Annotated in this window: 22 protein-coding genes and 2 pseudogenes; 20 read left to right on the forward strand and 4 right to left on the reverse strand. The window is 43.6% G+C overall.

Annotation, left to right across the window (positions count from 1 at the left end):
* Positions 1 to 64: 64 nt before the first annotated feature.
* The 10 genes and pseudogenes from ONT08_RS08925 to ONT08_RS16500 all read left to right on the forward strand — a co-directional run.
* On the forward strand, positions 65 to 346 hold the full coding sequence (locus tag ONT08_RS08925) for a T9SS type A sorting domain-containing protein (protein ID WP_182429209.1): 282 nt from the start codon (positions 65 to 67) through the stop codon (positions 344 to 346).
* A 219-nt stretch (positions 347 to 565) separates the two neighbouring features.
* Positions 566 to 1,921 carry a L,D-transpeptidase family protein gene (locus ONT08_RS08930; protein WP_264959741.1) on the forward strand — a complete coding sequence of 452 codons (1,356 nt, stop codon included), beginning with the start codon at positions 566 to 568 and terminating at the stop codon, positions 1,919 to 1,921.
* A gap of 20 nt (positions 1,922 to 1,941) precedes the next feature.
* On the forward strand, positions 1,942 to 2,484 hold the full coding sequence (locus ONT08_RS08935) for an RNA polymerase sigma factor (RefSeq protein WP_182429210.1): 543 nt from the start codon (positions 1,942 to 1,944) through the stop codon (positions 2,482 to 2,484).
* 57 nt (positions 2,485 to 2,541) lie between these two features.
* Positions 2,542 to 2,931, forward strand: coding sequence for a hypothetical protein (locus tag ONT08_RS08940; protein ID WP_118200432.1), 390 nt, complete (start codon positions 2,542 to 2,544; stop codon positions 2,929 to 2,931).
* Between the two features lie 50 nt (positions 2,932 to 2,981).
* Positions 2,982 to 3,431 carry a hypothetical protein gene (locus ONT08_RS08945; protein ID WP_118200433.1) on the forward strand — a complete coding sequence of 150 codons (450 nt, stop codon included), beginning with the start codon at positions 2,982 to 2,984 and terminating at the stop codon, positions 3,429 to 3,431.
* A 171-nt stretch (positions 3,432 to 3,602) separates the two neighbouring features.
* A complete protein-coding gene (gene aspS, locus ONT08_RS08950) occupies positions 3,603 to 5,363 on the forward strand; it encodes an aspartate--tRNA ligase (RefSeq protein WP_118200434.1) in 1,761 nt (586 codons plus the stop codon).
* Positions 5,364 to 5,632: 269 nt separating this feature from the next.
* Entirely contained in the window at positions 5,633 to 5,929 is a 297-nt protein-coding gene (locus ONT08_RS08955; protein WP_022121836.1) for a winged helix-turn-helix domain-containing protein, read from the forward strand.
* Between the two features lie 106 nt (positions 5,930 to 6,035).
* On the forward strand, positions 6,036 to 6,389 hold the full coding sequence (locus tag ONT08_RS08960; RefSeq protein ID WP_117586753.1) for a hypothetical protein: 354 nt from the start codon (positions 6,036 to 6,038) through the stop codon (positions 6,387 to 6,389).
* Positions 6,390 to 6,493: 104 nt separating this feature from the next.
* Positions 6,494 to 7,981 (forward strand): xylulokinase, encoded by a 1,488-nt coding sequence (locus ONT08_RS08965; RefSeq protein WP_117586737.1) that lies wholly within the window; start codon positions 6,494 to 6,496, stop codon positions 7,979 to 7,981.
* A 209-nt stretch (positions 7,982 to 8,190) separates the two neighbouring features.
* Positions 8,191 to 8,707 (forward strand): annotated as a pseudogene (locus ONT08_RS16500) (group II intron maturase-specific domain-containing protein); the annotation flags it as partial.
* A gap of 109 nt (positions 8,708 to 8,816) precedes the next feature.
* On the opposite strand, the gene ONT08_RS08975 reads toward ONT08_RS16500, so the two are convergent.
* The 3 genes from ONT08_RS08975 to mltG all read right to left on the reverse strand — a co-directional run bounded on the left by ONT08_RS08975 (position 8,817) and on the right by mltG (position 11,669).
* Positions 8,817 to 10,181: a PFL family protein gene (locus ONT08_RS08975; RefSeq protein WP_117586738.1), complete on the reverse strand. Its 1,365-nt coding sequence runs from the start codon at positions 10,179 to 10,181 to the stop codon at positions 8,817 to 8,819.
* 12 nt (positions 10,182 to 10,193) lie between these two features.
* A complete protein-coding gene (locus tag ONT08_RS08980) occupies positions 10,194 to 10,466 on the reverse strand; it encodes an ACT domain-containing protein (protein ID WP_006849014.1) in 273 nt (90 codons plus the stop codon).
* Positions 10,467 to 10,616: 150 nt separating this feature from the next.
* Positions 10,617 to 11,669, reverse strand: coding sequence for an endolytic transglycosylase MltG (gene mltG, locus ONT08_RS08985; protein ID WP_264959742.1), 1,053 nt, complete (start codon positions 11,667 to 11,669; stop codon positions 10,617 to 10,619).
* 335 nt (positions 11,670 to 12,004) lie between these two features.
* Between mltG and ONT08_RS08990 the strand changes: the two are divergent.
* Both ONT08_RS08990 and ONT08_RS08995 read left to right on the forward strand, forming a co-directional pair.
* A pseudogene (locus ONT08_RS08990) lies at positions 12,005 to 12,514 on the forward strand (carbohydrate-binding module family 20 domain-containing protein); the annotation flags it as partial.
* Positions 12,515 to 12,616: 102 nt separating this feature from the next.
* Positions 12,617 to 13,279 carry an HAD family hydrolase gene (locus ONT08_RS08995; protein WP_233399869.1) on the forward strand — a complete coding sequence of 221 codons (663 nt, stop codon included), beginning with the start codon at positions 12,617 to 12,619 and terminating at the stop codon, positions 13,277 to 13,279.
* Between the two features lie 33 nt (positions 13,280 to 13,312).
* Here the strand turns inward: ONT08_RS08995 and ONT08_RS09000 are convergent, their stop codons facing one another.
* On the reverse strand, positions 13,313 to 14,020 hold the full coding sequence (locus ONT08_RS09000; RefSeq protein ID WP_117586740.1) for a LytR/AlgR family response regulator transcription factor: 708 nt from the start codon (positions 14,018 to 14,020) through the stop codon (positions 13,313 to 13,315).
* Positions 14,021 to 14,292: 272 nt separating this feature from the next.
* On the opposite strand from ONT08_RS09000, the gene ONT08_RS09005 reads away from it, so the two are divergent.
* From ONT08_RS09005 to ONT08_RS09040, 8 genes are all read left to right on the forward strand, one after another.
* Entirely contained in the window at positions 14,293 to 15,372 is a 1,080-nt protein-coding gene (locus tag ONT08_RS09005) for a phosphatidylinositol-4-phosphate 5-kinase (RefSeq protein WP_264959942.1), read from the forward strand.
* A gap of 174 nt (positions 15,373 to 15,546) precedes the next feature.
* Positions 15,547 to 15,990: a YhcH/YjgK/YiaL family protein gene (locus ONT08_RS09010; protein WP_118200437.1), complete on the forward strand. Its 444-nt coding sequence runs from the start codon at positions 15,547 to 15,549 to the stop codon at positions 15,988 to 15,990.
* A gap of 63 nt (positions 15,991 to 16,053) precedes the next feature.
* The gene (locus ONT08_RS09015; RefSeq protein WP_254973864.1) at positions 16,054 to 18,153 is read left to right on the forward strand and encodes an alpha amylase C-terminal domain-containing protein; all 2,100 of its coding nucleotides are present in this window, start codon (positions 16,054 to 16,056) and stop codon (positions 18,151 to 18,153) included.
* Positions 18,154 to 18,164: 11 nt separating this feature from the next.
* On the forward strand, positions 18,165 to 19,274 hold the full coding sequence (locus tag ONT08_RS09020) for a DUF6057 family protein (RefSeq protein ID WP_118200438.1): 1,110 nt from the start codon (positions 18,165 to 18,167) through the stop codon (positions 19,272 to 19,274).
* A 23-nt stretch (positions 19,275 to 19,297) separates the two neighbouring features.
* Positions 19,298 to 20,524, forward strand: a complete 1,227-nt coding sequence (locus ONT08_RS09025) for a tetratricopeptide repeat protein (protein WP_119235960.1) — start codon at positions 19,298 to 19,300, stop codon at positions 20,522 to 20,524.
* A gap of 97 nt (positions 20,525 to 20,621) precedes the next feature.
* Complete coding sequence (locus tag ONT08_RS09030) at positions 20,622 to 21,941, forward strand: DEAD/DEAH box helicase (RefSeq protein ID WP_264959743.1); 1,320 nt, start codon at positions 20,622 to 20,624, stop codon at positions 21,939 to 21,941.
* 286 nt (positions 21,942 to 22,227) lie between these two features.
* Complete coding sequence (gene serC, locus ONT08_RS09035) at positions 22,228 to 23,298, forward strand: 3-phosphoserine/phosphohydroxythreonine transaminase (RefSeq protein WP_118200441.1); 1,071 nt, start codon at positions 22,228 to 22,230, stop codon at positions 23,296 to 23,298.
* A 59-nt stretch (positions 23,299 to 23,357) separates the two neighbouring features.
* Positions 23,358 to 24,275: an NAD(P)-dependent oxidoreductase gene (locus ONT08_RS09040; protein WP_118139440.1), complete on the forward strand. Its 918-nt coding sequence runs from the start codon at positions 23,358 to 23,360 to the stop codon at positions 24,273 to 24,275.
* The last annotated feature ends 82 nt before the right edge of the window (positions 24,276 to 24,357 follow it).

A 24,357-nucleotide genomic window follows, 5' to 3' on the forward strand; every position in this document is an offset into this window, starting at 1 on the left:
CTATTGGTTTAACGAAACTTGAAAATATATGAAACGGACTTTACTTTCAATATTAACAATTGCAATGTTAGCGCTTTCTGTTCCTTCGGATGCTATGGCCAACGAGGGAAACATAGAATGGGCAGACCTTGATGTGGCAGATATCAACTTGAACTATGCTGGGGGCGTGATGCATATCACCGGCGCTAGCGGGCAAGTGGTGAGAATATATAATGTGGCAGGTGTTACTATCAAGACCTTCCGCATAGAAGGTAATGACAAGCGCGTAAACTTGCCATTGGCTGATGGTATCTATGTTGTAAAGGTGGGAAATACCTTTACGCGCAAAATTTGCGTAAAGCATTAATAGTACCATAGAGGCCTTAGAATGCCGTTTAACTTTAATCAGAAAGTGAAAGTCTTTCATTTTTCGTTACTTATCATTTCTTGCTGTTTGATGTTCTGTTCTTGCCACGACAGGGTGCCAAACAGCAATTTCCAATTATCGTTAGATGATTATCAGGACTTACGTTCTTCTGCCTATGCTATCAATTCGAGGGCGGTAAGGAATCTGATAGACAGCATCATGCGAAATGATAAAGACCGACATGCTGCTGATTTGCATACCCGTCGCTATTATCAGAATGAAGGTAATCTGCTTTGGATTACACGTCATGGGGTAAATAGTCAGGCTGACTCCCTGGTGACTTGCCTGCGTACTGTAGCGGATATGGGATTTGATAAACGTCGGTTCTATGTGGATGCTATTGCCCGAGATATTGACAGGTTACGAGATTTAAATCTAGATTCAGCTGATAATCAGATAAATCAAGTGATAGCCCGACTGGAGTATCGCTTGACCAAAGTTTACTTCAGATATACGATGGGGCAGAATTTTGGATTTATGAATCCCAGTTTTGTCTTCAACCGATTAGATACTCTTGCTCCCAATCCTTATGATAGTATCAAGAGACCCGTTAGGTTCAGAGGTCTGTTTGATGTAAAAATGGCTCATGCAGATGATGCGTTCTATCAGAAGGCTATGCAAATGGTTAGATGTGACTCGGTGGCTTCCTTCCTGAAAGAAGTACAGCCTAAGAATCCTTTCTATTATCAACTGCTGGAGAAATTGAAGGCTGGAGGACTGGGCAAGGCGATGAGAATCAAAATTCTCTGCAACATGGAACGTTGCCGCTGGAGACAGTATAATAATCCCTGGCAACACGAAAAATATGTGGTTGTCAATATACCATCGTTCCATCTGATGGCTATTGATCATCAGGATACGCTCTCGATGCGCATAGGATGTGGAGCCAGTAAAACCAAAACCCCGATATTGAACAGTCATATCAAACGTATGGAGTTGAATCCTCAATGGTTTGTTCCTCGTAGTATCGTTCTCCATGATATGATACACCGGGTGGGGAATCATGCTTACTTTCATTCGCGCAACTACTATGTGAGGGAAGTGGCAACTGGTAAGGAGGTTGACTTAGACAGAGTAACTCGATCTATGCTTATTTCTGGTGCTTATGGCATCGCCCAGCGGGGCGGAAAGGGGAATGCTCTGGGAAGAATCATCTTCCGTTTTGATAATAATTTCTCTGTCTTCCTGCACGATACTAACAGCAAGGGAGTGTTCGGACGAGAAGATAGAGGCGTTTCACACGGATGCGTCAGAATAGAAAAACCTTACGATTTCGCAGTCTTCCTATTGGCTGATAAAAATAAGAAACTGAAGGAAAAAATATACTATTCGATGACTGCAGATTCGCTTGCCAATAAAAAACTTGTTGTGAGCAACGTAAAAGTGAATCCACAAGTACCTCTCTTCATAACCTATTATACGCTCTATCCGTTTGCGGGAGGCAGAATAGCTGAATATTCTGATGTGTATGGATTTGATGCGGTAATATTCGATATGTTGAGGAAATATCTATAAACAACACATTTATAAAAGCAATGATGAAGGATAAAGAACTTTTGGCGATGCTCAAGGATCCTAAGACCCAACGCGAAGGCTTTGCTGTACTGGTAAGTCAGTATAGCGAGCCGTTGTATTGGAAAGTTCGCCATATCGTTATAGATCATGATGATGCTGATGATGTGTTGCAGAATGCCTTTGTCAAGGCTTGGACCAATCTGGATTCGTTTCAGGGAAAGTCTTCGCTCTCAACATGGCTTTACCGTATAGCAATTAACGAAGCGCTTGATTTCTTGAGACGCAAGAAGCAGATGGTAAATGTCAGTACCGAAGACGAGCCGGGTTTGGCTTCACGTCTTCTGGCAGACGATTATTTTGACGGAGACCAGATTCAGGCAGAATTGCAAGAGGCTGTAGCCCAACTGCCCGATGTACAGCGCACAGTTTTCACTCTAAAATATTATGATAATATGAAATATTCAGAGATGAGCAAGGTTTTGTCAACAAGCGAAGGCGCTCTGAAAGCTTCCTATCATCTTGCAGTGAAAAAAATAACCGATTTTTTCAATCGTAAGGATTAAACCTTTTCGGTTAGTTTTCGTCTATTTAATAAAGTATAAAAGAAAGGTATGAGGAATATGTTAAAAGAAGACAATATATTGAATAGCCGTTTTGGTAAGAAAAACCATTTCCAAGTGCCGGCTGGTTATTTCGACCAGCTGACGGATAGGGTGATGGTAAATTTGCCGGAGCAGGATCCCCGCATCATTCACATGCAGCCTAGCTTATGGCAGCGTATGCCGATTCGAAAGATTGCGGCGGCTGTTGCTGTTTTGGCTGTGATGGGAGGTGGTTCGGTACTGGCGCTGAAATATACGGGAAGCAGTAAGCCTGCTATGGCACATGTGGACCATATGGTTCAGAAAGCTGCTGTGAATAATAATGAAGATGCTACTTTTAATGAGATCGCCGATTATACGATGATGGATAATGAAACTATCTATGCATCGCTGATTGCAGAAAATTAATGGTTGGTATTTCTTTTTGTCTACAGATAAAGATTAAAAAAAGATAAGGTATGAGAAAGATAATGCAACATAGGTTTCTTGCGCTTTTAGCTATGCTGATGATTAGCCTGGTTTCACTTGCTTCACAGCCTCAGGGTAGAAAACATCATGATGGATTTGATCCTAAAAGGTTTCAGGCAGAACTAGAACAGTTTATTACGACTAATGCCTGTCTTACGCCGAGAGAAGCTGCTAAATTCTTCCCGGTATATAGACAGATGGGTAAGAAAATGCGTATGATATTCGATGAAATGCGCCGATTCCGTCATGTGAATCCGAATGATAATGAGGCATGTGCCGATGCTATCAGAAGACAGGATGAGTTGGATATTCAGCTGAAACAGTTGCAGCAAGAGTATCATTCTAGATTTATGACCATCTTGCCACCTAATAAGGTGTTCAGTGTCATCAAGGCAGAGGAACGGTTCCATCGGCAGGCATTCAGACGGATGAAGAAATAAATCTCTAAAAAAGTAGAGATAAAACTATTTAATATGTATTTATGTGACTTTTGGTCACATTAATAGGGTCGCGAAGATATTTTTAATAATATTTTCGCGATTTTATTTTGTCCTTTCCTTTATTTGTTGTACTTTTGCACTTTGGAAAATAATAATATAATATAATAAGGTATGTACAGAAGTAATACGTGTGGAGAGTTACGTCTCTCTGATGCCGGCAAGAAAGTGACACTTGCCGGTTGGGTACAGCGCTCAAGAAAGATGGGTGGTATGACATTCGTCGATCTGCGCGACCGTTATGGTATCACACAGTTGGTTTTCAATGAGGCTGATAACAAAGACTTGTGTGATGCAGCTAACAAGCTAGGTCGTGAATTCTGCATTCAAATAAAGGGTGTAGTAAGTGAACGACAGAGTAAGAATCCTAAAATGGATACTGGTGACATCGAAATCCTGGTGAAGGAACTCAATGTCCTCTCTCAGAGTCAGACCCCTCCTTTCACTATCGAAGATAATACTGATGGTGGTGATGATATCCGTATGAAGTATCGTTATCTTGATTTGCGTCGTCCTGCAGTGCGCAAAAATATGGAGTTGCGTCATCGTATGTGCATCTTGATTCGTAACTTCCTAGATGCACAGAACTTCATGGAGGTTGAAACTCCTATTCTTATTGGTAGTACCCCAGAGGGAGCCCGCGACTTTGTTGTTCCTTCCCGTATGAATCCAGGTCAGTTCTACGCTCTTCCACAGAGTCCTCAGACTTTAAAGCAGCTCTTGATGGTTGCTGGCTTCGACCGCTATTTCCAGATTGCCAAGTGCTTCCGTGATGAGGATCTTCGTGCTGACCGTCAGCCAGAGTTTACACAGATTGACTGTGAAATGAGTTTTGTTGATCAGGATGATGTCATTAACCTTTTCGAGGAAATGGCTCGCCATTTGTTTAAGGAGATTCGTGGTGTAGAACTTCCTAAGTTGGAGCAGATGACCTGGCACGATGCTATGCGCCGTTTCGGTAGCGATAAGCCAGACTTGCGCTTCGGTATGGAATTTGTTGAGTTGAAAGATGCTTTCACAGGTAAGGGTAATTTCTCTGTATTCGATGAGGCTAAGTATATTGGCGGTATCTGTGTTCCAGGTTGTGCTGATTATAGCCGTAAGCAGTTGAACGAATTGACCGATTTTGTTAAGCGTCCTCAGGTCGGTGCCAAAGGATTGGTATATATCAAGTATAATGCTGATGGTACTGTAAAGAGTAGCATAGATAAGTTCTATTCTCCAGAGGAACTTGCTGAAATCAAGACCGTAATGGGAGCCAAGGATGGTGACCTTGTTTTGATTTTGAGCGGTGATAATGCTAACAAGACACGTATTCAGCTTTGCTCTTTGCGTTTGGAAATGGGTGATCGTCTTGGTCTTCGTGATAAGAACGTATTCAAGTGTCTTTGGATTATTGACTTCCCTCTCTTTGAGTGGAGCGATGAGGAGCAGCGCCTGATGGCTACGCACCATCCATTCACTATGCCAAATCCTGATGATATCCCATTGCTCGATGAGCATCCTGAGCTGGTTCGTGCCAAGGCATACGACTTTGTTTGCAATGGTATCGAAGTAGGTGGAGGTTCTCTCCGTATCCATGATACTCAGTTGCAGGAGAAGATGTTCGAGGTTCTCGGCTTTACTCCAGAGCGTGCTGAGGCCCAGTTCGGTTTCTTGATGAATGCTTTCAAGTATGGTGCACCACCTCACGCAGGTCTTGCTTTCGGTTTGGACCGTTTCGTCAGCATTATGGCTGGTCTCGACAGTATTCGCGATTGTATTGCCTTCCCAAAGAACAACTCTGGTCGAGATGTTATGCTCGATGCTCCTTCTGAACTTGACCCTAAGCAGTTGGATGAATTGGAGATCAAACTTGATTTGAAGGCTGAATAAAAATAGAGAAACGAAGGTATTCACTCCATAAAAGAGTATGCGTAAAATGCCTTGAGAAAAATTCAATGATTTATAATAAGTAATTGATTTTTAGTAAATAAAGTGCTGCGCTTCTTGACGTAAATCAAGAAATGCAGCACTTTTGTTTATAAGTAGTAGTTTTTTCTATTTTTCTAACACTATTTCGAAATAAAAGTTATAAATTTGCAGCAGATATTAAGGTTGAGCTGACGAAATGAGGCTCAATAGAATCATAAAATTCTTAAAACATGGTAGAAAAGAAAGCGACAACTAAGACTGCTGCAAAGAAGCCAGCAGCAAAGAAGGCTCCAGTAGCAAAGAAGGCTCCTGCAGCAAAGAAGGACGTTCTTTACTTGAACGCAGAGAACGCAGGTTTTAGAGCTGGTGATGTATATCAGGCATTGGCAGCTTCAGAAAAGGCTCTCACAGTAGCAGAAATTGCTAAGGCTGCTAAGATCAGTACAGAGGATGTAATCCTTGGTATCGGTTGGCTCTTCAAAGAGGGTAAGATTAAAGATGAGGACAACAAGGTTGCTCTCGCTTAAATAAGGTTTATTTATCAAAGAGCCGCGGTTGCTTGTAAGTGAGTAACCGCGGTTTTTTCTTTTTGTGTCTTCTCTCTTGAAAGAGGACGAATGTTATGATTATTATATGAAACTTGATCAGGAGATATTCAATGTTCTTTTGGCTGCGGGTGCAAAAGGGTTGAAAGTAGAAAAAATAGCTCGTCATGTATATAATTCCTGTAATTCGATTTTTACACCTCTGAATTACAAGGATGTTCATAGCTATGTTACGCAATATCTCACCAGATGCGCTAAAGACCCACAATCGCTTATAGAAAAAGGTAAGGGGTATGGTGTATATCATGTTAATTTTGATTCAAAGGCAGTACAGCAACTGATGCTCAATTTTTCTTCTTCTGTATTAGAAAATAGTAATGAAGAAGAGAGTAAGGCTGATGATAGTGCTCCTCAAAGTCTTTTTGATGAGAATATGTTCTAAATTATTTTTTTTATGAGGGGAATGTTGTAGTATGTTCGTATAATATATGTAGACTTTATAAAAACTGATAAAAGTTAAACAATAAACATATAAACGAATAAACTATGGCTAGTAGATATTTATTAGGTTTTGACGTAGGCTCAAGTTCTGTAAAGGCTTCGCTTACTGATGTTGACAATGGAGAAATCGTAGCTTCTGCATTCTATCCGGATCATGAAGCACCCATTATGGCTGTAAAGACCGGTTGGGCAGAGCAGGATCCTCAGATGTGGTGGGATAATGCTAAGCTGGCGCTCAGGAAAATCATGGCAGAATCTGGTGCCAAGGGTGAAGATATCCTTGCTATTGGTATCTCGTACCAGATGCATGGCTTGGTTTGTGTTGATAAGAATCAGCAAGTTTTGCGTCCTAGTATCATTTGGTGCGACTCTCGTGCCGTACCTTATGGCGAGAAGGCTTTTCATGATTTAGGTGAGGACTTCTGCTTGCGTAATCTGCTCAATTCTCCTGGAAACTTTACTGCATCTAAACTTGCTTGGGTAAAGGATAATGAACCGGAACTGTTTGATAAGATAGATAAGATTATGCTTCCTGGTGATTATCTGGCAATGAAACTTTCAGGTGAAGTTAAGACTACTATCAGTGGTCTTTCTGAAGGTATGATGTGGGACTTCAACCAGAAAAAGCCTGCTAAATTCCTGCTTGATTACTTTGGCTTCGATGAAAGCATTCTGGCTGATATTGTTCCTACATTCTCTGTACAGAGTGTAGTAAGTAAAGCGGCAGCTGAAGAACTTGGTCTGAAAGAAGGTACACCAATATCTTATCGTGCGGGTGACCAGCCAAATAATGCTGTGAGTCTGAATGTGTTCAATCCGGGTGAAATTGCAAGTACTGCAGGTACATCAGGAGTTGTATATGGTGTATTGGGTGATGTTAACTATGATCCAAAGAGCCGTGTCAATACTTTTGCTCATGCTAATTATACTACAGACCTTGACCGTCTTGGTGTATTGTTGTGTATCAATGGAACTGGTATCTTGAATGCGTGGGTTCATCGAAATATCACTCCAAATGTAAGCTATGCGGATATGAATGATCTTGCAGCTTCTGTGCCAATAGGTAGTGATGGTGTTAAGATTATCCCATTTGGTAATGGAGCTGAGCGTGTATTAGAGAATAAGGAAGTTGGTTGTTCTATTCGTGGCATCAGCTTTAATAAGCATAATCGTGCTCATATTGTTCGTGCAGCACAAGAGGGTATCGTCTTCAGTTTCTGCTATGGAATGGAAATCATGCAGCAGATGGGTATGGATATCAAGAATATTCATGCAGGTAAGGCTAATATGTTCCTCAGTCCGTTGTTCCGTGATACGTTGGCGGGTGTGAGTGGTGCTACTATCGAACTTTATGAGACAGATGGTAGTGCAGGTGCTGCTAAGGGTGCTGGTATTGGTGCCGGTATCTATAAGGATCATAATGAGGCTTTTGCTTCATTGAAGAAACTTGCAGTCATAGATCCTGATGAGGCTAACCGTTCTGCTTATCTCGAGGCTTATTCTGCATGGAAAGAAGAGGTGAAAAAACTTTAAACGTTTGTAATTTACTTTAGACAAACTTTTTTTATAATATCAGATAAAGGGTGGGAGAAGTCTCACCCTTTATTTTTCCCCCGATTCTTTTGACTGTTGGGGGAGCTTCCGTCTTATTTAAAGATTGGATTTAAATATCTGTAGTTGATGTTTCTGAGTATCTTTATATCCTGGATACTATTGTTTTTGAATTCTAAAACTAATGAAAACTTCATCTGAAGGTGAACAGGGACAAGACAGTTGTGTCCTATGTGCAAGGTGTGAAATACCTTGGTTACTTCTTTTATGTAATGAAAGGCAAATGCCAACTCACGGTACACCCAAAAGCCAAATCCAAGATGAAAGCCAAACTCAAGGAGTTGACTTCCCGAAGCAATGGTTGGGGATATGCCAAGAGGAAGCAAAAACTTGAAAGTACATAAGGGGTGGGTAGGTTACTGTCACCTTGCCAACATGAAACGTTTCCTCATTGAAATTGATGAGTGGCTAAGGGGACGGCTACGTATGTGTATATGGAAGTCGTGGAAGAGGGTGAAAACGAGAATTGCCAACTTGATAAAGTGTGGTATAGATAAATACCAAGCTTACATGTGGGGCAATAGTCGTTTGGGTTATTGGCGCATAGCTGGTAGTTACATACTATGTCGTGCGATAACCAGTGAAAAGTTGAGCATGGCAAGCTATGTTACATTGACGGGTTCATACCTCGAATGTTACCCAAAATAGAAACCGCCGTATGCGGAACCGCATGTACGGTGGTGTGAGAGGACGGAAAACGAAAGTAGGAGAAAAACTATTTCGTTTTCCTCCTACTCGATTTTTGAATCAAAACAGTTTAATTCTTGAAGCTGTGGATTGGAGCCGGAATACGACCGGCACGGTTCACGAATGCCTCGCAACTGAATGGGTTTATAGGCATGATTGGAGCATGACCGAGCAAGCCGCCGAAATCTACATTGTCGCCTACCTTCATGCCCACAACAGGGATAATACGTACGGCGGTAGTCTTCTGGTTAACCATACCGATGGCAGCCTCGTCGGCAATGACACCAGAAATGGTGGTGGCTGGAGTATCGCCAGGGATGGCAATCATATCCAAACCTACTGAGCAGACACAGGTCATCGCTTCCAGTTTCTCAATGGTCAGCGCACCTGCCTCTACAGCGTTAATCATGCCCTGGTCTTCGCTGACAGGGATGAAGGCACCGCTCAAACCACCTACATAAGAAGAAGCCATGATACCGCCCTTCTTAACCTGATCGTTCAGGAGCGCAAGAGCTGCTGTGGTACCAGGAGCACCGGCATGCTCAAGACCGATGAGCTCGAGAATATCGGCTACACTATCACCGATAGCTGGGGTAGGAGCCAATGAAAGGTCGATGATGCCAAAAGGAACGTTCAGACGGCGTGAAGCCTCCTTAGCTACCAACTGACCTACACGGGTAATCTTGAAGGCTGTGCGCTTGATGGTTTCGCAAAGAACCTCGAAGCTTTCGCCCTTCACCTTCTCCAATGCATATTTTACAACGCCCGGACCGCTGACACCAACGCTCACTACCGCATCGGCCTCAGAAACACCGTGGAAGGCACCAGCCATGAACGGATTGTCGTCTGGCGCATTGCAGAGAACAACGAGCTTGGCGCAACCCAGAGAACCTCTGTCCTTGGTTGCCTCGGCTGTATCCTTTACGATTTCGCCCATCAGTCGAACGGCATCCATGTTGATACCGGTCTTGGTAGAACCCACATTGACAGAACTGCAGACAAAATCGGTCTGTGCCATCGCCTGAGGGATAGAACGGATAAGGAGCTCATCGCTCTTGCTCATACCCTTGCTTACGATGGCAGAATAGCCGCCCAGGAAGTTGACACCAAGCTCCTTGGCACACTGGTCGAGGGTCTTGGCAATCTTTACATAATCGTCGGTAGTCTTGCAGGCAGAACCGCCTACCAGCGAGATAGGAGTGATGGAGATACGCTTGTTGACTATAGGCACACCAAACTCCTTGGAGATTTCTTCGCCGGTCTTCACCAGGTTCTTTGCTAGACGTGTAATCTTATTATGGATGTTCTGACAGAGCTCATCGAGATTGGTAGATGCGCAATCCAACAGGTTGATACCCATGGTGATGGTACGCACATCGAAATTCTCCTGCTCTATCATCTTATTGGTTTCGATAACCTCAGATATATTGATCATATTGTTTGCTTTTTAAATTCTGTGCATCATATTGAAAATTTCCTCGCGCTGGCATTTGATCTGCACGCCCATAGCCTTACCAACATTGGTGAGTTCATCGGCTACTTCCTCGAAAGTTTTCTGCATCTTGCCCATGTCTACGATCATCATCATGTTGAAATACTCCTGTACGATGGTCTGAGAGATATCCAAGATGTTGATACTGTTCTCTGCCAAATAGGTACATACCTTGGCGATGATACCAACGGTATCCTTGCCCACTACTGTAATAATCGTTCTGTTCATGTATTTATTCCTTATTTTAAATTGGTAAGTTTTCGGCTGCAAATTTACAACTATTTTGTTAGACTACCAAATAAAAAGTCAGAAAACTTGTAAAATCACTAACGCTTTGCAAGTTTTCTGACTCATTTTTACCTTTCTTGTTTCCTTATCTTACTTGATACCTCTTTCGTTGAGTGCCTTAGAATATTTGGCTGCATTCTGCAGGTGCTCATCGTAAGTGCGGGCAAAATTATGAGTGCCGCTGAAATCCTCTTTGGCACACATGTAGAGGTAATCGTGATGCACATGGTTGAGGACGGCATCGATACCTGCTACGCTCGGAATACGGATGGGACCCGGTGGCAAACCTGGTTTCTTGTAGGTATTATACGGACTCTTGATAGACAGGAGGTTGTTGTAGATGCGCTTGAGGTCGAATCGCTGCCACGCATATTTAATGGTAGGATCGGCCTGCAATGGCATTCCCTCTGGATATTCGGCATTGCGAAGCATCAGACGGTTATAATACATGCCGGCTATCATCGGTTTCTCGCCGTTGTTGGCTGTTTCTTCGTCCACGATGCTGGCAAGGGTGATGATTTCAACCGGTGTCAGCTTCATAGCCTTTGCCTTTTCGGTACGCTCAAAGTTCCAGAACTTGTCGCTTTCTTTCTTCATGCGCTCCAGAAATTTATCTACCGAGATGTTCCAGTAAAGATCGTAGGTGTTAGGTACGAACATGCAGGCGATGGTGGCAGTATCGTAACCGTATTTCTGACAGACGCTCTCGTCGCGCAGGGCATGGTAGAGGTCGTTGCTGCCAAACATCATCTTCTTGCCAATCTCATCAGAGAGTTTGTCGAGCGTGCGTACCGAAGGGATGGTAAGGCTAACCGGTTCCTGCAAACCGTTCTTCATGTGGCGCCATGTCTTGAGGGCACCGTCGCCTGGAGCAATGGCGTATCTACCTGTGCGGATATGATCGGCATAGCCGGAATGGAGGGTCAGGGTCTTGAATGCCTGGAACGGAATGCTCTTGGCAAATGGGCGGAGCTTGTTGTATACAGAGTCGATGTTATCATCGCTGTCGATGTAAACATACTCGGTGTTGCTGCTCTTCGAGAAGGAAGAGAAACAATAGATGTAACCCACGATGGCGATGACTGCGATGCAGCCTATAGCACCATACAGATAGAGCTTAGAAAATGATTTTTTCTTTTTCATATTCTTCTTGTTTGTTATTTTTCGGGTGCAAAAGTACAGTAAAAATGGGAAATAGCAAAGTATAGGAATTTAAAATAGGTTAATTGTCATCTTTCTTTATCCGTTGTGTCTGCTTTTTTGTTACCTTTGCACTTGACTTTAAGAATCAACATGTGTATGGGTGCTTTCGGGCACATTATTATAAAAGGATTATGAAAATGAAGTTTTCGATAGCGTATGCTGCCAAGTGGGGCCATGCCCTGCATGTAGAATTAACTTTTGCCGCCGCTGACGGCTATCAAGATACGATGGACTTGCCGATGACCACCCGGGACGGTTATCGCTGGGAGGTGGAAATGGCGTCAAGGCAGAACCGCCATCATCCTTTCGTGGCTGTGGCTTACTGCTACTGCGTGAAAGATGCTGAGGGAAAGGTGCTGCGCAGAGAATCGTTCGCTTCTGCCCGCCAATATGTTTTTGATGAGAGCAAGAATTTCTATTTCCAGGACTATTGGCTGGAGGAGGATAACCCTTATGTGGAAAAAGATGCCTTCGTATTGCAGCAGCAGGTAAAGTTTACTGATGTCAATCCGACCCGTCTGCCTCTTTTCGACCGTACCATCATCTTCAAAATTCATGCCCCGAAACTCTATGAGGGTGAGGCTGTGGCTCTGTTGGGTAATCATCCTACGCTGGGCAAATGGAATCCTGCCCACTTCCTGCAGATGCAGAACAATCATGAAAAGGACTGGGAAATCTCTGTCAATGTGCAGGCCATTGATGCGCCGATAGAATATAAATATGTGGTGATTGATGCACAGACCCAGAAACTGAAGAGATGGGAATTCGGAGATAACAGAACCTTTGGTGTTTCGGGTGATGAACAGGCTGGTGGACAGGGAGTTCCTCAAGGTGAACTCCGCGTATATCATCAGGATGTTTATGTGCTCCATGGCGGCGACTTCCGTATCAAGAGGGTTCCGCCTCATGCCCAGTTCAATTTCGATACCTATATCTTTGATCTTGACGGCACCCTGATTTCTTCTCTCCATGACCTGGCTGCAAGCTGCAATTATGCGCTGAAACTGAACGGGATGCCTGAACGTACGCTGGAGGAGGTACGCATGTTTGTAGGAAACGGGGTGAAGAAACTGATGGAACGTGCCGTGCCGGGAGGATTGGAGAACGAGAAGTTTGAGAAAACCCTGCAGGATTTCCGCAAGCATTATATGGTACACAATATGGATAACACGAAGCCTTATCCTGACGTAATGGAGATGCTGGAGGAACTGAAAAACAGGGGAAAGAACATTGCGGTGGTAAGCAATAAGTTTTATGCTGCTACACAGGAAATCTGCCGCCATTTCTTCGGCGACCTGGTCGATGTAGCGATAGGAGAACGGGAAAATATCAAGAAAAAACCGGCTCCAGATACCGTAAACGAAGCCTTGCGACAGCTGCATGCGGATAGAGAAAGGGCGGTATATATCGGCGACAGCGACGTGGATGTGATGACGGCAAAGAACAGCGGAATGCCTTGTATCTCTGTTCTTTGGGGATTCAGAGATCACGATTTCCTGTTGGCACATGGAGCTTCTATCCTGGTATCATCACCCTTGCAGATATTATAAGGTTAAGGTAGGATAAAACTATCTGGAAGACCATCATAGAGAATGGTCTTCCAGGTATTTCTTGATAAACTCAAAATAGGTTTCTGAGATAGGAATGCTCCGGTCGCCATAGGTGATGTGCTGCTGGTCTACCGTATCAAACTTTGTCATGTTGGCAAGGAACGAACGGTGTACACGCTTGAATTTTTCTCTTGGCAGCCTTTCTTCCAACTGTTTGAGGTTGCCCAGGGTTCTGATGTTAGGCCTGCCCTCAAGATGGAAACGGATGTAGTCTTTGTCGCAGTCAACAAACAGAATATCATCTATCGGGATTCTTACGCATTTGTAATCTCGTTTTACCACCAGAAAACCGTCGCGCTTGATAGGGTTGTAGTTATCGTCCTGCATGTAGCTTTCGAAGACTTTCTGGCATGATCCCATAAAGTCATCGTAGGTGATGGGCTTGAGCAGATAGTCGAATGCATTCACTTTGTAGGCTTCGATGGCATACTCCTTGAATGCGGTGGTGAAGACAATCTTCACGTTCTTGGGTACAACCTTTGCCAATTCCAGACCGCTGATTTGCTGCATGTGGATGGCGAGAAAAAGTATGTCGAGATGGTTGTGATGGATGCCGTCTACAGCATCTATCGCACTTTTGTAGGCTCCGATCAAATGCAGGGTCGGAGTTTTTTCTATATACTGTTCCAGGAGTTGCAAAGCTTCCGGATCTTCATCTATGATGGCGCAATTTAAAATCATAATTTTACTGTTTTAGTGATTTTATTCTCGATTTTCGTAAAAACGAAAAATGTGTTTGTTTATTGTTTCAAGCTGCAGATTTTTTCAGATAAAAATCTATTTTCATGATTTTACCTTAAATTTGTTTAATCTATTTGGCTATTTGAGGAAAAAACCGTAATTTTGGAGATTGATAAGTCAGACTATAACTGTAGAATATGAAATACAATAAGAAACAACATACCAAATTGTCCTGTCGGAGCAAGTGCTTTTTCCTTGCCTTGACTTTGGCTATGGCATCGGTTGATGCCTCAGCCCAGAAGATTTCGCTAGGCTCTTGCATCACCCGTGACGGAGGTCAGTTTAAAGGCGAAATGGTGAGCGGAAAGCCGCAGGGAAAAGGTACTACCATCTATAAGAATGGGGATACCTACGAAGGCTCTTATATGAAAGGTAAGCGCGAAGGTTATGGCGTTTATACCTTCAGTGATGGCGAAAAGTATGAGGGACAGTGGATGCAGGACCAGCAGCATGGTAAAGGCACCTACTATTTCCAGAACAACAACAAATATGTAGGCCTCTGGTTCCGCGATTACCAGCATGGTCATGGCGTCATGTTCTATTATAATGGTGATAAATATGACGGCGACTGGTATAAGGACAAGCGTCAGGGACGCGGCGTTTATACTTATGCCAATGGCGCACAGTATAAAGGCCAGTGGATGAACGATATGAAGAATGGAAACGGCTTCTTCAACTGGGGAGACGGAACTACTTATGACGGTCAGTGGCTAGACAACCAGCGCTCAGGAAAAGGTACTTTCAAATATGCTGATGGCGATGTGTATATCGGCGACTGGAAGGATGATATCCAGGACGGAAAGGGTATCTATAAATTTCATAATGGCGACATTTATGAAGGCGATTATGTGCAGGGAGAACGCACGGGTATAGGCATCTTCCGCTCTGCAAGGGGCGCCAAGTATAACGGACAGTTTAAGGAGGGCCTGCGTACCGGTCAGGGTACCTTCATCTGGAAGAATGGCGATATCTATGTAGGTGACTGGATGGATGATCTGCAGAACGGCAGGGGCAAACTGACCAAGAAGAACGGCGACGTGTTTGAAGGTGAGTTCAAGAACGGTCTGGTAGATGGTAATGTCGTGATTCTTTATGCTGATGGCAGAAGATTCAAGGGTGCCTATCACAAAGGTAAGCGCCAGGGACCTTGCATAGAAGAAGATAAAAACGGTAAGCGTTTCGAAGGAACCTACCATAACGATGTGCGTGACGGAAGATTTGTAGAAAAAGACCGCAACGGACAGGTTACAGCCAAGGGAGCCTACGAAAACGGCAAACGATTTGAAGACTAATCTCTTCAGAAAATTAGAAAAATACAAAGAAATTATAAAATAACGAGATAGAGAACCTTTATATTTTAAATAATGAGAAAAAAGAATATATTATAATGTTGAATATTGAATGTTCTGTTTTCAAATCTCAAAGTTAAAAGTAAATGTTCAAATCTCAAAGCTTAAACTAGAATTATGGTAGTAGATACTTTAGACAATCTGGAGAAATACGTTTCTCTCAATCCGCTCTTCGCTGATGTAGTGAAGTTTATCAAGGAAAATGACCTCTCTAAATTGGAGGACGGTAAGCATTTTATCAAGGAGGGTAACCTCTTTGTTAACATAACGACAGCTCACGGAAAAAGCGAGGAAGATGCTGTTTTTGAAACACATCGCAAGATGATTGATATTCAGATCCCTCTTGACAACGAGGAGACTTATGGCTATACTCCTCTTGCTGATCTTCCTGAAGTGGAATATAACGAGGCTAAGGATGTAACCAAGTATCCTGGTGTGAAAGCGCAGACGCTCGTTACCTGCAAGCCAGGTCAGTTTGCTATCTTCTGGCCACAAGATGGTCATCAGCCATGCATCGGTAGTGGTGATATCCACAAGGCTATCTTCAAGATTAAGAATTAAAGAAGAAATCTTCAAGATAAAATTAAAGAAGAATAATAGAGTAACCATCTAAAATCATGATATATGGCAACAGAAAAGAAAACTACAGCCCAGAAGGCTGCAACTAAAAAAGCAACTGCAAAGAAACCAGTTGCAAAAAAGGCAGCGAAGGCTGTGGTAAAGCATATCGGACTCGTGAAGAACGACCCATATCTGGCAGACTATGAGGATGCCATCAAGGGCCGACACGACCATGCACTCTGGAAACTCGGTCAGCTGACTAATAACGGCAAACAGACATTGAGCGATTTTGCCAATGGATACGAGTATTTCGGACTGCATAAGACTGCCCGTGGATGGGTGTTCCGGGAGTGGGCACCTAATGCTAAAGACATCTATCTGATAGGTGACTTCAACTACTGGCAGGAAACTGAAAAGTATCGTGCCAAAAGAATAAAGAATACCGGCAACTGGGAACTCAAACTTCCGGAGAAAGCGATGAAACATGGCGATCTCTTCAAGATGAAAGTTCACTGGGAAGGTGGAGAAGGTGAGCGCATTCCTGCATGGGCACAGCGTGTGGTGCAGGACGACCAGACCAAGATTTTCTCTGCTCAGGTATGGAATCCGGAACCATATAAATGGAAGAAGAAAACCTTCAGACCAAATGTGGCGCCGCTGTTTATCTATGAATGCCATATCGGTATGGCGCAGGATGCAGAGAAGGTTGGTACCTACACTGAGTTTAAGGAGAATGTGTTGCCACGTATCATCAAGGATGGTTACAATTGTATTCAGATTATGGCTATCCAGGAGCATCCGTATTATGGCTCCTTCGGCTATCATGTAAGCAGCTTCTTTGCTGCAAGTAGCCGCTTCGGAACTCCTGAAGAGTTGAAGGATCTCATTGATACAGCTCACCAGAATGGTATTGCCGTCATCATGGATATCGTTCACTCTCATGCCGTAAAGAATGAGGTGGAAGGACTGGGTAATCTCGCTGGCGATCCTAACCAGTATTTCTATCCTGGCGATCGTCATGAGCATCCGGCTTGGGACAGCCTCTGCTTCGACTATGGAAAGGATGAAGTCATCCACTTCCTTTTGAGCAACTGCAAGTATTGGCTCAATGAGTTCCATTTCGACGGATTCCGTTTTGATGGTGTAACATCCATGCTCTATTACAGTCATGGTCTGGGTGAGGCATTCTGCAACTACGGAGATTATTTCAATGGTCACGAGGACGACAATGCCATCTGCTATCTTACCCTTGCCAACTGTCTGATTCATGAGGTTAACAAGCATGCCATTACTATTGCCGAAGAGGTGAGCGGAATGCCGGGATTGGCAGCCAAGTTTGAGGATGGCGGTTATGGTTTTGACTATCGCATGGCGATGAATATTCCAGATTATTGGATTAAGACCATCAAGGAACTGAAGGATGAGGACTGGAAACCATCCAGCATCTTCTGGGAGGTAAAGAACCGCCGTTCGGATGAGAAGACCATCTCTTACTGTGAGAGTCATGACCAGGCATTGGTGGGCGATAAAACTATCATCTTCCGTCTGATTGATGCAGATATGTACTGGCATTTCAAGAAGGGTGATGAAAACGAAATGGCTCATCGTGGTATTGCTCTGCATAAGATGATCCGTCTGGTTACCGCCTCTACAATCAATGGCGGTTATCTCAACTTCATGGGTAATGAGTTCGGTCACCCAGAGTGGATTGATTTCCCTCGCGAGGGTAATGGCTGGAGCCATAAATACGCCCGCAGACAGTGGAATCTGGTAGATAATCATGAACTCTGCTACCACTATCTTGGAGATTTCGACCGAGAAATGCTCAAGACGATTACAAGCGAAAAGAATTTTAACAAGACACCAGTTGTAGAAATCTGGCATAATGATGGCGATCAGGTTCTCGCCTTTATGCGTGGCGATCTGCTCTTCGTGTTTAACTTCTCGCCAACCCGCTCTTTCACCGACTATGGCTTCCTGGTTCCAACCGGTTCCTACAGCGTAGTGCTTGATTCAGACTGCAAGGATTTCGGCGGCAATGGCTTGAATGATGACACGATGACTCATTTGACCAGCTACGATCCACTTTATGTGAAAGACCGTAAGGAGTGGCTGAAGCTTTATCTGCCAGCTCGTACAGCTTTGGTGCTGAAGAAAAATTAACAGATTGATTTATGAAAAATAAAAGGAGTAGTACGGCGAAGATGCAAATCGCCTGTGCTATCATCTTTATCACATTTACCTACGTCTACCTGGCATTTTACCAGGCAGACGTATTGGCTGTGGCTCAGCATGTTTTCTCAGGCGGTTTGACCAACTATAGTTACACGCTAGCTCCACTGCTTATTACACTCGTACTCTATCTGCTGCAAGTGGGAGTGTACGCGGTAACCCGTGTGAAACGCCGTTTCCACGGGCTTACTTATTTCCCTTCGTTCCTCGTCCTGACGATGATTACCGATATTCCCGTTGATATCGACCTTCATCATTCATTGGGGGCGTGGTGGATTATCCTGCCACTCTGCCTGATTCTCTGGGGTGGATTGATATGGATAGCCCGCCAATTGGAGCCGATAGAAACAGATCCTCACAGCAACGGCTGGTTCTCCCGCTATATGTGGGTGAATCTGCTCCAGATGCTGGTGATGATATTGCTTGTCAACTTTGTTGCTAGCAATGATCGGCTGTTTCATGAACGTATGCGCATGGAACATCTGATGAAAGAAAAACAGTATGAAAAAGCTTTGGAAGTAGGTGAAAAATCTCTGAAAACAGATTCTTCGCTGACGATGCTCCGTATAGCCTGTCTCAACGAAACAGGCGAGCTGGGCAGCCGTCTCTTTACTTATCCGCTGGTAGGTGGAAGTAAGGCGATGATGCCGGATAGCGTAACCGTGAAGGCTATGATGTGGAAGGCGCCAAAATGGATGCAGAAACCTTCGGCATGGATGGTTAAACATCATCTCAAGTATCGTCTGCCTGTTGACTATCAGCTTTGTGCACTCTTGCTAGACAAGCAACTCGACAAGTTCGTAGCAGAGGTGCAGAAACATTACAAAGTAACTTCGGGCAAACTGCCTGTTCATTATAAGGAAGCGTTGGTTCTTTATACGCATCGCCGCAGTAATCCAAGTATCGTTTATCACGATAATGTGATGGATACAGACTTTGAGGATTTCCAGCAGATGGATCACAAATATGCTAATGAGACAGAAAAGCAGAATGCTCTTCGGGATACTTATGGAAATACCTACTGGTATTATTATGAGTATGGAAACAAATAAAAGTTTTAATTTAGGAGATTAATATGAAAATACAGATATTCAGAAACTTATGGGTTTTACAGATAGCTTTTCTTCTGTTGGCGCCATTAGGGTTGCAGGCACAGAAGAAGGAGATTTCTGCAGCCAAAGATCTGGTAAAGGCTGGCAAGGATTTGGCGAAGGCCGAATCCAGTATGCGCAAACTCCTGACGGATTCTGCCAACCGGAATAACAAGAAAATTTGGAATATTCTCTTCGATGCTGTGAAGAAGCAGTATGAACAGGGTAATGAGAAACTCTACCTCAAACAGGCGTATGATACAGCCCAACTCTTCAATGCAACCCGACAGCTCTTCGTTATAGCCCAAGGACTTGATTCCGTTGAGATGATTCCTAACAAGAAAGGAAAATGTGAGTTTGATTTCCGCAAGTCTCATTCTGAATATTTGAACAGGATACGTCCGAACCTCTATAACGGAGGAACCTGGTTTATCAGGAAGCAGAAATACAAGGAGGCTTATCAGTTCTTTGACCAGTACATAGAGTGCAGTACAGCCCCGATGTTCCAATCTTATAAGCATGCCCAGAAAGACAAATATCTTTCTTCGGCAGCTTATTGGGCTGTATATGCCGGATATAAGATGAAAGATACCAAAGCTACGCTTCATCATTCTTATGAGGCGCTGAAAGATACGGCTCATTATAACTATATGTTACAGTATCTGGCAGAGACTTACAAACTGGAGAAGGATACTGCGCGCTATCTCTCGACCTTGAAGGAAGGTTTTGAGCGGGATCCGAAATTCCCGTTCTTCTTCCCGCGTCTGGTAGAGTATTATTCGCAGGAAAACCAACTCGATTCTGCACTCGCCGTAGCAGATAAGGCGCTGGCGATAGCTCCCGACAATGATATCTATCTCTTTACCAAGGGAACCATTCTCTTGAATATGGGTGATTTCAAGCAATGTATCGAAGTGTGCAAAAAGGCACTTGCTGTGAACGATTCTTTAGCTGGTGCTTATTATAATATAGGTTTGGCTTATTTCAATCAGGCGGTTGAAAAGGATAAGAATTTGCAGCAATCCCGCAAAACTCATCAGGAGATAGACGGACTTTACAACAGTGCGATGCCTTATCTGCAGAAGTACAGAACGATGGCACCCGATATGCAGGACCAGTGGGCTTTGCCGCTATATACCATCTATCTGAACCTGAACATGGGTAAGGAGTTTGATGAGATTGACAAACTGCTCAATCAGAAAAAGAAATAATGCCTCATGATGAGGAATTTATGAAAACTTCTCTTGAAAAGAAAACTTCTTTTTAATAAAAGAAAACTTCTCTTTAGAAATTGATTATTAGAAATTTATGATAGACAGAATTTTAGATAAACTGGGCATTGAGCTCAATGATATGCAGCAGGATTCTATGCAGGCAATCTTGCACGGGAACAAGGATGTGGTAGTACTTTCGCCAACAGGTAGCGGAAAAACACTGGCTTATCTTCTGCCTCTTACCCAACTTATAGATACAACTGATGACGAGGCACAGGTGGTGGTGGTAACTCCTGGTAGAGAACTCGCTTTGCAGTCGGCTAACGTATTGAAGAATATGGGCAGCGGTTTGCGTGCGATGGCTTGCTATGGCGGTCGTGCTACGATGGATGAGCATCGTGTGATGAAACAGGTTCGTCCTCAGATTGTATTTGGAACTCCGGGTCGTCTCAATGATCATCTGGATAAGGGAAATCTTTCTCCATATCATATAAAATACCTGGTGATTGATGAGTTTGACAAGTGCCTGGAGATGGGTTTCCAGGACGAAATGAGCCGACTGATTAAGTCATTGCCTGGCTTGCGTCGACATTTCCTGCTTTCTGCTACCGAGGCGGAGGAGATTCCTCATTTCGTACACATGGGTAGGGTAGAAAAGATAGATTACCGTGTGGATGAAGATCAGGTTCCTGACCGTGTACATATATATAAGGTGGATAGTCCGGTAAAGGATAAACTGGAGAGTCTGTCACTTTTGCTACGCAGTTTAGGCAATCAGAGTACCATTGTATTCCTCAATTATCGCGACAGTGTAGAGCGTACCAACAAATATCTGGTAGAGCAGGGATTTTCTACCTCTTTCTTCCATGGTGGATTGGAACAGAAGGAACGCGAGGCTTCTCTCTATCGTTTCAGCAACGGTAGTGCCAATATCCTGGTGAGTACGGATCTGGCTTCGCGCGGACTTGATATTCCTGATATAGATAATATTATCCATTATCACATGCCGGAGAGCGAAGATGGTTATATCCATCGTGTAGGACGTACGGCAAGATGGGAAGCCCAGGGCAAGGCTTTCTTCCTGCTAGGTCCTGAAGAGCATATTCCGGAATATGTGGATGCTGAAATTGAGGATTACGAGATGCCTGCTGCTGATCAGCTTCCTGCGCCAGCTAAATCTAAGATGGTTACTATATATATAGGTAAAGGAAAGAAGGATAAGATTAGCAAGGGTGACATCTTAGGCTTCCTTTGCAAGAAGGGTGGGCTGCAGTCGACGGAAATCGGCAAGATTGATGTCAATGACCGTTATGCTTATGCTGCCATTTCCCGAACGAAGTTACGTAGCTTACTGAATAATGTTAAGGGTGAAAAGATAAAAGGTGTCAAAACGATAGTGGAAGAGGTAAGGTAGTTGACAAACTGCTGCTATCTTTTCTTTGTTGCTTGCTAATGTATAATAATTGTAAAAATAGACATAAATATGCAGTTATTATACTAAAATGACTAACATAATGAAAGAAATCTGCGCAAAACGCTAAAAATGTGCAGAAAAATTTGGTAGTTTCAAATAAAAAGTGTAATTTCGCAGTCGTAAATACAATCCAAAGGTTTACTATGTATCCTATATGGGTGTATTGTGCACTAATTTTTCCTGCTAACAGGATTATATCGTATAAAACTTAAATAATTATACAAAGATGAAGAAGTACAATTTTAACGCAGGTCCATCAATGCTTCCACGCGAAGTGATTGAGAACACAGCAAAGCAGATTTTGGATTTTAATGGTTCAGGTCTTTCATTGATGGAAATCAGCCACCGTGCTAAGGATTTCCAGCCAGTAGTTGATGAGGCAGTCTCCTTATTCAAGGAGCTTCTTGACATTCCTGAGGGTTATTCCGTAATCTTCCTTGGTGGTGGTGCGTCATTGCAGTTTATGCAGATTCCAGCAAACTTCCTCATCAAGAAGGCTGCCTACATTAATTCTGGCACTTGGGCTAAGAAGGCAATGAAAGAGGCGAAGCATTTTGGTGAGGTCGTGGAGATCGCATCATCGTCCGAAGCCAATTTTACTTTCTATCCACAGGTTCCTAACACTGTACCAGCCGATTGTGATTACTTGCATTTAACAAGCAACAATACTATATATGGTACTGAACTCCGTGTTGATCCAGATGTAAACGTACCATTGATTTCTGATATGTCTTCAGATATCATGAGCCGTCCAGTAGATGTTTCTAAGTATACAGCCATCTATGCAGGTGCTCAGAAGAATCTTTCTATGGCAGGTGTTACTGTTATCATCGTAAAGGATGATATGCTCGGCAAGGCTCCTCGCGAGCTTCCTACTATGCTCGATTATCGTACTCACGTAGAGAAGGGCAGTATGTTCAATACTCCTCCTGTTGTTCCTATCTATACCTTGATGGAGAATCTCCGCTGGTTGAAGGCTAATGGTGGTGTTGCGGCTGCTGACAAGCGTGCTCACGAACGTGCAGAAGTTCTTTATGCTGAAATCGACCGCAACAAACTCTTCAAGGGTACTGTTGAAGAAGCATCCCGTTCTTTGATGAACATCTGCTTCGTAATGAACGATGAATACAAGGAACTTGAAAAGCCATTCTTAGACTTCGCAACAGAGCGTGGTATGGTTGGAATCAAGGGTCACCGTTCTGTTGGTGGTTTCCGTGCCAGTTGCTACAATGCAATGACTAGGGAGGGTGTTCAGGCACTCGTCAAGGCAATGCAGGAATTTGAAGCTAAGTACTAATTGATAATTAATAATTGAAAATTATCCTTGGCGATAATTGTTTCTTAAAGGATTCAAATATGAAAGTATTAGTTGCAACAGAAAAGCCATTCGCAGCGGCTGCTGTGGAAGGCATTAAGAAAGAAATAGAGGGAGCAGGCAATGAATTGGTGCTACTCGAAAAATATACAGAGAAGGCTCAGCTTCTCGATGCAGTGAAGGATGTGGACGCGATGATTATCCGCTCTGACAAGGCTGATGCCGAGGTGCTCGATGCAGCAAAGAACCTGAAGATTATCGTTCGTGCTGGTGCAGGTTATGATAACATCGACCTTGCTGCTGCTACTGCTCATAATGTAGTGGCTGAGAATACTCCTGGTCAGAACTCTAACGCAGTAGCTGAGTTGGTATTCGGCTTGTTGGTCTTTACTGTACGTAATTTCTACAACGGCAAGGCTGGCAGCGAGTTGAAGGGTAAGAAACTGGGTATTCTTGCTTTCGGTAATGTTGGTCGAAATGTGGCTCGCATCGCCAAGGGATTTGGCATGGAAGTAGCTGCTTACGATGCATTCTGCCCAGCTGATGTTATCGAGGCTGCCGGTGTGCATGCTGTAAAGTCACAGGATGAGTTGTTCCAGACTTGTGACATCGTTTCTCTTCATATCCCTGCTACTCCAGAGACTATCAAGAGCATCGATTACAAGACTGTAAACCAGTTGCCTAAGGGTGGCATCCTCATCAATACAGCGCGTAAGGAGGTTATCAATGAGCCTGAGCTCCTGAAACTTCTTGCTGAGCGAGAGGACTTGAAGTTCATCACTGATATCAAGCCTGATGCTGATGCAGACTTTGCCAAGTTCGAGGGTCGCTACTTCTCAACTCCTAAGAAGATGGGTGCACAGACTGCTGAAGCAAATATCAATGCCGGTATTGCAGCAGCTAAGCAGATCAATGCGTTCTTTGCTGATGGCTGCACAAAATATCAAGTAAATAAATAAAAATTAGGATATAAAAAAGCTCATAGAGGGTGCTTTAGCTAGTGCCCTTTATGGGCTTTTTATCTTTACAGACTTCATGATA

The sequence above is a fragment of the Segatella copri genome, assembly GCF_026015465.1.
Classification (GTDB): Bacteria; Bacteroidota; Bacteroidia; order Bacteroidales; family Bacteroidaceae; genus Prevotella; species Prevotella copri_E.

Bases quoted from the DNA above. Each gene is read 5' to 3' on its own strand.
- ONT08_RS08960 (WP_117586753.1), top strand. From the start codon at position 6,036: ATGAAACTTGATCAGGAGATATTCAATGTTCTTTTGGCTGCGGGTGCA.
- ONT08_RS08955 (WP_022121836.1), top strand. From the start codon at position 5,633: ATGGTAGAAAAGAAAGCGACAACTAAGACTGCTGCAAAGAAGCCAGCA.
- ONT08_RS09020 (WP_118200438.1), top strand. From the start codon at position 18,165: ATGAAAAATAAAAGGAGTAGTACGGCGAAGATGCAAATCGCCTGTGCT.
- ONT08_RS09025 (WP_119235960.1), top strand. From the start codon at position 19,298: ATGAAAATACAGATATTCAGAAACTTATGGGTTTTACAGATAGCTTTT.
- ONT08_RS08935 (WP_182429210.1), top strand. From the start codon at position 1,942: ATGATGAAGGATAAAGAACTTTTGGCGATGCTCAAGGATCCTAAGACC.
- ONT08_RS09010 (WP_118200437.1), top strand. From the start codon at position 15,547: ATGGTAGTAGATACTTTAGACAATCTGGAGAAATACGTTTCTCTCAAT.
- ONT08_RS09015 (WP_254973864.1), top strand. From the start codon at position 16,054: ATGGCAACAGAAAAGAAAACTACAGCCCAGAAGGCTGCAACTAAAAAA.
- ONT08_RS08965 (WP_117586737.1), top strand. From the start codon at position 6,494: ATGGCTAGTAGATATTTATTAGGTTTTGACGTAGGCTCAAGTTCTGTA.
- ONT08_RS09000 (WP_117586740.1), bottom strand. From the start codon at position 14,020: ATGATTTTAAATTGCGCCATCATAGATGAAGATCCGGAAGCTTTGCAA.
- ONT08_RS08925 (WP_182429209.1), top strand. From the start codon at position 65: ATGTTAGCGCTTTCTGTTCCTTCGGATGCTATGGCCAACGAGGGAAAC.
- ONT08_RS08930 (WP_264959741.1), top strand. From the start codon at position 566: ATGCGAAATGATAAAGACCGACATGCTGCTGATTTGCATACCCGTCGC.
- aspS (WP_118200434.1), top strand. From the start codon at position 3,603: ATGTACAGAAGTAATACGTGTGGAGAGTTACGTCTCTCTGATGCCGGC.
- ONT08_RS08975 (WP_117586738.1), bottom strand. From the start codon at position 10,181: ATGATCAATATATCTGAGGTTATCGAAACCAATAAGATGATAGAGCAG.
- ONT08_RS08940 (WP_118200432.1), top strand. From the start codon at position 2,542: ATGTTAAAAGAAGACAATATATTGAATAGCCGTTTTGGTAAGAAAAAC.
- ONT08_RS08945 (WP_118200433.1), top strand. From the start codon at position 2,982: ATGAGAAAGATAATGCAACATAGGTTTCTTGCGCTTTTAGCTATGCTG.
- ONT08_RS09030 (WP_264959743.1), top strand. From the start codon at position 20,622: ATGATAGACAGAATTTTAGATAAACTGGGCATTGAGCTCAATGATATG.
- ONT08_RS09005 (WP_264959942.1), top strand. From the start codon at position 14,293: ATGGCATCGGTTGATGCCTCAGCCCAGAAGATTTCGCTAGGCTCTTGC.
- ONT08_RS09040 (WP_118139440.1), top strand. From the start codon at position 23,358: ATGAAAGTATTAGTTGCAACAGAAAAGCCATTCGCAGCGGCTGCTGTG.
- serC (WP_118200441.1), top strand. From the start codon at position 22,228: ATGAAGAAGTACAATTTTAACGCAGGTCCATCAATGCTTCCACGCGAA.
- ONT08_RS08980 (WP_006849014.1), bottom strand. From the start codon at position 10,466: ATGAACAGAACGATTATTACAGTAGTGGGCAAGGATACCGTTGGTATC.
- mltG (WP_264959742.1), bottom strand. From the start codon at position 11,669: ATGAAAAAGAAAAAATCATTTTCTAAGCTCTATCTGTATGGTGCTATA.